This is a genomic window from Novosphingobium indicum (genome assembly GCF_014645195.1).
Classification (GTDB): Bacteria; Pseudomonadota; Alphaproteobacteria; order Sphingomonadales; family Sphingomonadaceae; genus Novosphingobium; species Novosphingobium indicum.
This window is the reverse complement of sequence record NZ_BMLK01000039.1, coordinates 18371-27881: the sequence shown is the minus strand read 5'-3', so window position 1 is coordinate 27881 and position 9511 is coordinate 18371. Positions and strand designations below refer to the sequence as shown.

Here is a 9511-nt window from a genome sequence, read left to right as displayed (position 1 = left end):
CGCAATGCTGCCAAGGGGTCCCTTTTGCGCGCCGATAGGGGGTCCCGATTGGACGCCGATTGACACTCCTGGCGATGAAAATCATAGGAGGTGTAGCGCTCGGGCGGAATTTTCGCCGTCCCCAGATTGGGGGAGGACTCCGTCAGATAGGGTTCGGGAAGCGGACGCGAATCCGTATCGCGAATATCCCGCCAGTTCGGCGCCATGGGCGTGGCCAGACCTCGTTGAAAATCGTTGAAATCCGAATTGGCTTGTCCCACCGCAAAATCCTCTCGCCTTCCATAATGTCAGGCCTGAATTTTATGCGGCTTCCAGCTTGCCTCAGTTGATTTGCGTCAACACGAAGCGGCTATTGAGTAAACGTAACATTTCGCAAAAATAAGGATTGGCATGATCGGGTTGCGTCCAGTCCCCGTGCCCGTGCAGTCCATACCTGAACTTCTCGCCGGCATAGCCGCATCCGCAAATGCATTGGCTTGCCGGCAGCCGGGCCTTCAGAAGGCTACCTTGTCACCGCCTTTGAGCGAGAGGATTTCCCGTGCTTCTGCCGGGGTGGCGATCTCGCCGCCGAGGCCTTCGATGATCTGACGAACCTTCGTGACTTGTTCGGCATTGGTCCGGGCCAGCTGGCCCTTGCCCAGCCACAGGCTGTCCTCCAGGCCAACGCGCACGTTACCGCCCATGCTGGCCGCCATCGCCGCAACCGGCATCTGGTTCGTACCGGCCGCCAGCACCGACCAGCGGTACTGATCGCCGAACAGGCGGTCCGCCGTGCGCTTGAGGTGCATCACGTCGTCGGGATGCGCACCGATCCCGCCCAGCAGGCCGAAGCAGGTCTGGATGAACAGAGGCCCTTCGACGAGGCCCTCCTTCCAGAAGTAGTGCAGGTTGTAGAGGTGGCTGGTGTCGTAGCACTCGAATTCATAGCGCGTGCCGGTGGCGTTCAGGGTTTCCAGCGCATAGCGGATGTCCTTGAACGAATTGCGGAACACCAAGTCGTGGCTGGCCTCCAGCATTTCCGGTTCCCACTCGTGCTTCCACTCTCGGTCGCGTTTGAGCATGGGAAACAGGCCGAAGTTCATCGAGCCCATGTTGAGGCTCGCGACTTCCGGCTTCCAGACCTCGGCGGGTTTCACCCGGTATTCCACCGGCATGTAGGGCGATGCGCCGGTGGTGATGTTCACTACGACGTCGCTGGCCTGCTTGATGACGCGCAGGAACGGTTCGAAGTCTTCCGGGGTGTGCACTGGGCGGCCATCCTTGGGGTCGCGCGCGTGCAGGTGCACGATGGCAGCGCCAGCCTCGGCGGCCTCCAGCGCGCTCTGCGCGATTTCCTCCGCCGTGATCGGCAGGTGGGGCGACATCGAGGGCGTGTGGATCGAGCCCGTGATCGCGCAGCTGATGATGACCTTATTTTTCATGGGCTCTCCTTTGAATTGTCCGGCGGGCATGTGCAGCGCGGGGCAGCGATGTCCGGCCCGTGCGGCGCTATCCGGTTCTGACCGCCTCGGCCTGCGCTATCACTTGCCTGGCCTGGCGAAGATGCGGGATGTCGATCATCTTGCCATCGAGACTGACCGTCCCGGCGCCGGGCGCGGCCTCGAAAGCATCAAGGATACGGCGGGCGTGTGCGACCTCATCGTTGGACGGTCTGAAGCTTTCGTTGATGCCGGCGACTTGCGCGGGGTGGATCGCGATGCGGCCCATGAAACCCTCGGCCCGGGCAGCGCGGCTGGTACGACGCAGGCTCTCGTCGTCGTTGAAATCGACGAACAGTGTCTCGATTGCCGGCACCCCTGCGGCGCTGGCGGCCAGCAGGCAGAGCGAGCGCGCCATGCGGTAGGTAAAGGCCCATTGGCCGTCACCGTCGAGGTTGGTGCTGGCGCCTACCGCAGTGGCAAGATCCTCCGCCCCCCAGGTCAAGCCCGCCAGGCGCGGCAGGTTCGCATTCGCGAAATCGCCAAGCGCAAAAGGCGCCCGGGCAGTCTCCGTCGCCACCGGCAGGATGCGTGTGGAGCCGGGCTCGATACCGCACACCGCTTCGAGCGCATCGAGATAGTGAGACAGGCGGCGCACGTCCTCGGGGCCGTCGATCTTGGGCAACATGATGCCATCGGGCGCGCCGGGCATGATCGCGGCAAGATCTTCAGCGGACCGGCCCGTGTCGAAGGGATTGACCCGCACCCAGTACTGCACCGTGCGCTCTTCGCGCGCAGTGCGGGCGATGAAGTCTGCCACCAGCTTGCGCGCCAGGTCTTTGCGGTCGGGGGCAACAGCGTCTTCGAGGTCGAGGATCACTGCGTCAGCGCCGCAACCCGCCTCCTTGGCGATCTTCCTTTCGCTGTCACCCGGAATGAACAGCAGGGAACGAAGGGGCGCAATCATCGTGCATCCCTGCCCTGTCGTTTGCGCTGCAGGCCGGATCGCTTGCACGTGGCGACCAGTTCGTCATTCTGATTGTACGCTTTGTGCAAAAACGTCACGATGCCGCAATCCGGCCGTGATCGGGAGTCACGCAGCGCGACGACCTCGCTCGTCACGTGGACCGTGTCACCGTGGAACAGAGGGGTGGGGAACCGCACCTCGTCCCACCCCAGATTGGCAACGGCGGTTCCCAGCGTGGTATCGCCCACCGATATGCCGACCATCACCCCCAGCGTGAAGGCCGAGTTGACGAGCCGCCGACCGAACTCGGTCTCCTTCATGTACTCCTCGTCGAGATGGAGCAGCGCCGGGTTGTGAGTCATCGCGCTGAAAAGGACGTTGTCGGTCTCGGTGACGGTCCGGCGGATCGGATGAACGAACATCTGGCCCACGCGCAAGTCGTCAAACCATTCTCCAGCCATCTTGCGTTCCCTTCAGTAGGACTTGGGGAGCCCGAGCGTCTTCTCCGCGATGAAACTCAGGATCAGTTGCTCGGTGATGGGCGCGATGCGCAGGAGTATGGATTCGCGGAAAAGGCGCTCCACCTGGTATTCGGAAGAATAACCCATTCCGCCATGCGTCATTACCGCGCGTGTGCAGGCCTCGAAAGCCGCGCGCCCCCCCAGGAACTTGCCCGCGTTGGCCTCTGCGCCGCACGGCAAGCCGCTGTCGTAGAGCTGGGCTGCCCGCATGATCATCCAGAACGCGGATTCAAGGTAGATCCAGTTCTCCGCCAGTGGATGCTGGATGCCCTGGTTTTGGCCGATGGGGCGTCCGAAAACGTGGCGATCCTTGGCATAGGTCGCCGCTCGGGCCAGAGCGCCGCGCCCCAGACCCACCGCCTCGATCCCGACAAGGATGCGCTCGGGGTTCAGGCTGTCGAGGATGTAGCGGAAGCCCTCGCCTTCCTCGCCGATCCGGTCCGCTTCGGGCACGAAGTAATCATCGATGAACGTCGCGTTCGAATCGACCGCGTTGCGCCCCATCTTGTCGATCCGCCGCACCTCGATCTGATCGTGGTCAAGGTCGGTGTAGAACAAGGTCATGCCGTCGGTCGGCTTGCGGCACTGATCCTTGGGCGTCGTGCGCGTCAGCAAGACGATCTTGTTCGCCACCTGCCCTGAGGAGGTCCACATCTTGCGGCCCGAGACACGGTATCCGCCGTCCACCTTGTGGGCGAAGGTCTTGATGCTGGTGGTGTCGAGCCCGGCGTCGGGCTCGGTCACGCCGAAGCATGCCTTATCCTCGCCAAGGATCAGCGGGCGCAGCATGCGCTCCTTCTGCTCCCGATCACCGTTGGTGACGACGGCGTGCGGGCCGAACAGATTCAGATGAATGGCACTGGCCGCCGAATACCCCCCTGCACTGCTCGATACGGCGTGCATCATGATCGCCGCTTCGGTGACGCCCAGGTTCGCGCCGCCAAGTTCCTCGGGCATCGTGATGCCCAGCCACCCCCCATCGGCCATTGCCTTGTGAAATTCGAACGGAAAGCGCTTTTCGCGATCACAAATTGACCAGTATTCATCACCAAACTGGTCGCAAACTTTAGTCACACCGTCATGTATGGCTTGCTGCACGTCAGTAAATATCCCCGTCATCAGCCCTTCCAGTGCAATGCTCAATCATTCGATTTCCCAATATAGAAATTACGATAGGAAACTTCTGAGCACACCGGCAACACTCACCATGGAAACATCACGGACATCACGGAGAAATGAGCACCTTACCACGGTTTCTTCCGGCGAAGACATCGACGAGGGCTTGTGGCGCGCACGCGATGCCCTCCCGGACATCCTCGTCGTACACGAGCGATCCGTCCTCGATCATCGCTCCGAGCGCGTGCATCGTCTCTTCGAAGACCGCCATGTGATCGAAGACCACGAAACCGCCCCAGGTAAGCCTTCGCATCAGCAGCTCGCGTTCATTGCGAAGGCCGGTCGGCGGCGGCGTCCACGACGGAACCGACGCGGTGCCGCACTGGACGACCCGGCCCCCGACGCGCATTTTCCGCAGCATCTTGTCGAGCTGCTCGCCTCCCACATTGTCGAAGAATACGTCGATGCCGTCCGGTGCAACCCTTGAAATGGCCTCTTCCAGCCCGGGTTCGCGATAGTTGATGGCGTGATCGTAGCCGAAGCGATCCCGGCACATCGCCAGCTTGGCCGGGTCGCTGCTGAGCCCGATTGTCGTGCACCCCGCAGCCCGCGCCAACTGGCCGACAACGCTGCCGACCGCCCCTGCCGCGGTCGAGACGAGCACGGTGTCGCCCGCCTTGGGCCGACCGATGCCGTGCAACGCGAGATGGGCCGTCAGGCCATTGATACCGAGCACCCCCGCATAAGCCGAAAGCGGCAGCCGCGGCGCGGCAATCCGGGTGAGCACATGCTTTGGGGACGCAATCGCGTAGTCCTGCCAGCCCAGCCAGCCGTAGACATGATGCCCGACCGGGTATTCCGCATGCCGCGATTCGACGATCTCGCCTACTGCAAGCGCACGCATGACGCTACCGAGGGGGACGGGGTTCGAATAGTTCGCCCCTTCGTTGGCCCAGCCGCGCTGCGCCGGATCGACCGACAGGAAACAGTTTCTAACAAGGAATTGTCCGTCTTCCAGCGGCACCAGGCCGGTTTCATCGAAAGCGAAATCCGAAGGCTGGGGAATGCCTACTGGCCGGTTGACGAGCAGAATGCGTCGATTGCGACTGGACTGTGCGGGCACCAGGATCCTCCTGCGTTCATGAATATGGTCGGCGAACACGGCATGCTGGCGGCCAGCCGGTGCAATGGCCGCGCGCAGCGCAAAAAGCGCAGGCGCAAACCCTCATAGGCTGGCCTGCAATGCCTTCTCAATGATGCCAAGCTGCACTTCGGTCGCACCGCCGAAGATCGTGCGAACCCGGCCATTCAGGTACTGCGGCGCAATCGCCAGCCGCTCCAGCTCTTCCTGCCCGGCGTCCACCTCGTGAAGCGGACGGTGATCGTTCCAGCGCACGACTTCGGGTCCGACGACCTCCAGAGAAAGTTCGTTGATCTCCTGCTCGACGATGCTGGAGCGCAGCTTGATGACCGAGGCCCCTGCCCCGCCCGCGTGGTCGTCAAGCGTCGATTGCAGCAGCTGGAGCTCAAGCATTTCGACAATATCGACGTCGATGGCGCGGCGCGCGATCTTTGCCATCAGGGTGCGCTCCCCGAACGCGTCGGGCACATGATTTTCCCGGCGATCCAGCATGCGCATCAGGCTCGCCATGTTTGAACGGAGCCGCCCGCCGGCGTTGCCGCTGCTCGCGCGTTCCACCGAGAGGAGATGCTTGGCAATGGACCAGCCGTCGCCTTCGGCGCCGATCATCTGGTCGGCCGGTACGCGGACATCGTCGAGGAACACCTCGTTGACTTCGATATCGCCACCGATGGTTCGGATCGGCTTGATCGATAGCCCAGGAGAACGCATGTCCACGAGAAGGCATGTGATGCCCTGTTGCGGCTTACCAGCGGACGAGGTGCGCACCAACAGGATCATCCAGTCTGCGAAGTGCGCATGGGTCTGCCACAGCTTGGTGCCGTTCACGACGTATTCGTCGCCATCTCGCACCGCAGCGCAGCTCAGCGCGGCAAGGTCGGAACCGGCGCCCGGCTCGGAGAATCCCTGGCACCAGTAGTCCTCGCCCGAAAGAATCCGGGGCAGGAACCGCGCCTTCTGCTCGGGAGTACCGAAGTGCAGCAGCGTCGGCGCGACCAGGCGCATGCCCAGCTGGGAAATGACCGGAGCCCCGGCGCGCCAGTGCTCCATGCGCCAGAGGTACTGTTCGACGTCGTTCCAGCCCGTCCCGCCAAATTCCACGGGCCAGCCCGGCGCGGCCATACCTGCGTCGCGAAGGATTTCGTGCCAGGGATGACTGATGTCGTATTCGAAGGCCGATGCCACGTTGACCGCGGCCCCGTTGCGGATCTGTTCGGGCAGAGCCGCCTCGATGAACGTGCGGATGCGATCGCGAAACGCCAGTTCCTCGGCTGTCAGGTCAAGGTTCATGCCTCCGCTCCCTCATTGACCAGGCCCCGCCTGACATCGATCCGGCCGTCGGCCAGCAATTGCGCATAGCGGCGCAGGTGATCGTCCGTATCGCCGAGCAAACGCTCGAAGGTCAGCACGTGCTTGAGATAAGTGCCGACGCTCAATTCCTCGGTGAGCCCCATCCCGCCGTGAAGCTGGACCGCCTGATGCGCGATGTAGCGCGCCGCCTCGCTTACCTTCACCTTCGCGGCCGAAATGGCGCGGATGCGCTCAATGCGCGGGCCATCGCACCGGATGGCGGCCAGTTGCATCGCCGCGCGCGCCTCGATGCGCTTGACCTGCATTTCCGCCAGCCTGTGCTGCACCACCTGGAAGCGGCCCAGCGGTTTGCCGAACTGCGATCGGCCAGCGGTGTAGTCGCGGGTCAGGCGTATCAGCATGTCGAGACCGCCCACCACGTAGGCACAGCTTGCGGCTATAGCCTTGTCGATCACCTGCTCGAGAGCCGGCAGGGCATTCTCGCATCCGCCCAGGAGGGCGCTGTCGGAAAGCCCGGCGATATCGATGGACAGATCGGCGGCGCGCCGGCCATCGGCGATAGGGTATTCGGTGAGTTCCAGCCCCGGCGTGCCGCGTGACACAACGAAGACGCCGACTCCCTCCGCATCGTCAATCGCTCCAGAGATGCGCGCCGGCACAAGCACATGGTCAGCCAGCCCTGCGCCGATCGCGAGGATCTTTGCGCCGCGAATGGACCACCCCTCGCCGCTGCGCTCTGCGCGCGTTTCCACGCGGGGACTGCCAAAGGGCACGCCCCGTTCCTGGTGGGCCAGCGCCAACATCGCCGTCCCTTGCGCGACCTCGGCAAGGATCGCTCTCTGTTCTCCCGTAGCCAGGAGGTCGATCAGTCCGGCGCCGAGCACCACGGTAGGCAGGAACGGTTCGACCACGAGCCGCGATCCCAATGCCTCCATGACCACGGACAGGTCTACCGCGTCACCGCCGATCCCCTCGTCCTCCTCGGGGATCGGTAGCGCCAGCCAGCCAAGCTCCGCGAATTTAGCCCAGATCGAACGGTCGATCGCCTCCTTGCCCGCCACAATCCGGCAGCGCGCATGGTAGTCATAGACCGAGGAAAGATAACCGAACGCGCTGTCGCGCAGCAGGTCCTGCTCGGACGAGTATTTCAGATCCATTGTCGAGCTCTCGGGTCGTTTCGATCAGACGACGGCGGCAAATGCGTCGTGATCGTCTATCGCGGTCGAGATGCGCTTGATGAACTCGATCGTGGCATTCTCGGGCTGCATGTCGGGCATGGTCGGCGGATGGCGCAGGGTGATCGTCCAGTAGGCAAGCGCGGTGAACAGCTGGCGCCGGAACAGCGTGATGACCTCATCGAGCGAAGGCATCTCGACACCCAGCGACAGCATCTCCTCGCGGTAGAGAGCCAGCAGGTCCCGCTCCCAGGCGCGGCGGTTCTCCACCGAAAGCGCGGCCGACATCGAATAGGCAATGTCACGCGACCAGTGGCCCAGAGTCGGCCCCTGCCAGTCGCTCAGGCCCATACGGCCGTCCTTGGTGATGTACCAGTTCTTGAGATGGACATCGCCATGGATCATGTTGGGCGGCAGGACTTCGTGCTGCGCGACCGCGGCCATCGTGGCCGGCCAGACCTCATCGTAGCGTTTGAACAGCGAGGAGGGCATCACCGTCTCGGCGGCAAGAAAGCCCCGCTTGGAATATTCTTCCATGCCGAGCCGCAGGATGTTGGCCCAGTGCTGCGGCCAGGTGCGCAGGAGCGGCCTGATCGCCTCCACCTTGTCGCCAGCGTACTTCGCGTGGACGCCGGCGAGCAAGCGCAGCATGCCCGCAGCCCGTTCGAAGGTGATCGGCGTATCGTAGTCGCAGAAATCTGCCTCTCCCCGCATATCCTTGAGCAGGATGATCGAATTGAACGTGCGCGGATCGAAGTTCGCGAACAGGCACTTCGGCGCCTCGATGTCCAGCTCGGGGCGGATCTTGGTGTAGAAGGTCGACTCAATCTCGCCGGTACCGAGGATCCCGTAGATCACCCGGTTGAGCACTTCGTTCGACGCCTTGGCGAATACCGTGGGCGGAAGACCCGCCGCCTGCCCTACTTCATTGTAGGTGAGGAAAATGCGCCGCCGGTTGGACGAACCATCGTCCGGAGCATCAAGCGTGACGGTTTCGACCCGCGCACCGGGGGTGGACGCGCACAGCGCCTTGGTCATCCATTCTGCCGTCAGCAGTTCATAACGGGCCGGGATTTTGGCGATGTCCGTAATGAGCTCGCTTTCGGCCTGCTCCTTCTCGTACATCCGCTCGATGTCATCAATGAAGTTCTGGTCCGCGCCCGGAAACTCGATCATCGCAATCACCTCTACCTTTTGTGTTTCTGGTTGTTCACCACGCGGCGCGACCTAGGTCGCGGCCGCGGGCCGTATTCCGCCGAGAAGCTGGTCCACCATGGCGTCCACAAACGCCTCCTCGTCCAGTGGCCGCGGCTCGGCTTGCAGCACCGTGCGCCAGGCCGCACCTTCAAGGGCCCCGAACAGCATGTCTCCGGCAATCACCAGGTCACACTGCGCGGAGATCTCCCCTTCCTTGACCCCCTCGGCAAAGATCCATTCGACCAGCCGCGCAATGCGCCGATGGATCTCGTGGATGGTGGATTTGTACTGCCCCGCCCAGCGCAAATGGCCGTTGACGGCGCGCTGGACATTGCGCCGGCGCGCCATGTCCTGCAGCGACAGGATCGAAAGGCGACAAATACGCTCCCTGCACCCTTCGGCCGCGCGGACTTGACGCTCCAGCATTTCCACAAACTGGGTCATGGCGGACTCCAGCGTCTGGCCGATCAGGTTTTCCTTGGTCTCGAAGTACTTGTAGACCGTCGCTTCGGACACGCCGGCAATCGTCGCGATCTTGGCGACCGCCACCTGCTCGATCCCGTCTTCATCGAGGACGCAGACGGCAGCCTCCATGATCTCCTTCCTGCGGTGATCCTTGCGCCGTCTCCACGAAGGAGCGCGTTGTTCCTCTGCCAGTTTCATCG

At 63.0% G+C, this 9511-nt stretch carries 9 protein-coding genes and 1 pseudogene; all 10 read right to left on the bottom strand.

The genetic code is table 11. The features are described 5' to 3' along the window. A pseudogene (locus IEX64_RS24545) lies at positions 1-260 on the bottom strand (hypothetical protein); the annotation flags it as partial. Between the two features lie 234 nt (positions 261-494). Further along, on the bottom strand, positions 495-1421 hold the full coding sequence (gene kce, locus IEX64_RS22530; protein ID WP_188823511.1) for a 3,5-dioxohexanoate:acetyl-CoA acetone transferase: 927 nt from the start codon (positions 1419-1421) through the stop codon (positions 495-497). Positions 1422-1488: 67 nt separating this feature from the next. Continuing rightward, positions 1489-2385, bottom strand: a complete 897-nt coding sequence (locus IEX64_RS22525) for an HpcH/HpaI aldolase/citrate lyase family protein (protein WP_188823509.1) — start codon at positions 2383-2385, stop codon at positions 1489-1491. After that, complete coding sequence (locus IEX64_RS22520) at positions 2382-2846, bottom strand: MaoC family dehydratase (protein WP_188823507.1); 465 nt, start codon at positions 2844-2846, stop codon at positions 2382-2384. The genes IEX64_RS22525 and IEX64_RS22520 overlap by 4 nt, the downstream gene beginning before the upstream one ends. Positions 2847-2858: 12 nt before the next feature. Beyond that, positions 2859-4049, bottom strand: coding sequence for an acyl-CoA dehydrogenase family protein (locus tag IEX64_RS22515; protein WP_229710660.1), 1191 nt, complete (start codon positions 4047-4049; stop codon positions 2859-2861). Between the two features lie 82 nt (positions 4050-4131). Beyond that, the gene (locus IEX64_RS22510; RefSeq protein WP_229710659.1) at positions 4132-5145 is read right to left on the bottom strand and encodes an NADP-dependent oxidoreductase; all 1014 of its coding nucleotides are present in this window, start codon (positions 5143-5145) and stop codon (positions 4132-4134) included. Between the two features lie 102 nt (positions 5146-5247). Beyond that, positions 5248-6453, bottom strand: coding sequence for an acyl-CoA dehydrogenase family protein (locus IEX64_RS22505; protein WP_188823505.1), 1206 nt, complete (start codon positions 6451-6453; stop codon positions 5248-5250). Continuing rightward, positions 6450-7631: an acyl-CoA dehydrogenase family protein gene (locus IEX64_RS22500; protein WP_188823503.1), complete on the bottom strand. Its 1182-nt coding sequence runs from the start codon at positions 7629-7631 to the stop codon at positions 6450-6452. The genes IEX64_RS22505 and IEX64_RS22500 overlap by 4 nt, the downstream gene beginning before the upstream one ends. Positions 7632-7655: 24 nt before the next feature. Beyond that, positions 7656-8825, bottom strand: a complete 1170-nt coding sequence (locus tag IEX64_RS22495) for a phosphotransferase (RefSeq protein ID WP_188823502.1) — start codon at positions 8823-8825, stop codon at positions 7656-7658. 51 nt (positions 8826-8876) lie between these two features. Beyond that, positions 8877-9440 (bottom strand): TetR/AcrR family transcriptional regulator, encoded by a 564-nt coding sequence (locus IEX64_RS22490; RefSeq protein WP_188823500.1) that lies wholly within the window; start codon positions 9438-9440, stop codon positions 8877-8879. Between the last annotated feature and the right edge of the window lie 71 nt (positions 9441-9511).

Coding starts and splice junctions, on each gene's coding strand:
- IEX64_RS22495 (WP_188823502.1), bottom strand. CDS start 8,825: ATGATCGAGTTTCCGGGCGCGGACCAGAACTTCATTGATGACATCGAG.
- IEX64_RS22525 (WP_188823509.1), bottom strand. CDS start 2,385: ATGATTGCGCCCCTTCGTTCCCTGCTGTTCATTCCGGGTGACAGCGAA.
- IEX64_RS22490 (WP_188823500.1), bottom strand. CDS start 9,440: ATGGAGGCTGCCGTCTGCGTCCTCGATGAAGACGGGATCGAGCAGGTG.
- IEX64_RS22500 (WP_188823503.1), bottom strand. CDS start 7,631: ATGGATCTGAAATACTCGTCCGAGCAGGACCTGCTGCGCGACAGCGCG.
- IEX64_RS22505 (WP_188823505.1), bottom strand. CDS start 6,453: ATGAACCTTGACCTGACAGCCGAGGAACTGGCGTTTCGCGATCGCATC.
- IEX64_RS22520 (WP_188823507.1), bottom strand. CDS start 2,846: ATGGCTGGAGAATGGTTTGACGACTTGCGCGTGGGCCAGATGTTCGTT.
- kce (WP_188823511.1), bottom strand. CDS start 1,421: ATGAAAAATAAGGTCATCATCAGCTGCGCGATCACGGGCTCGATCCAC.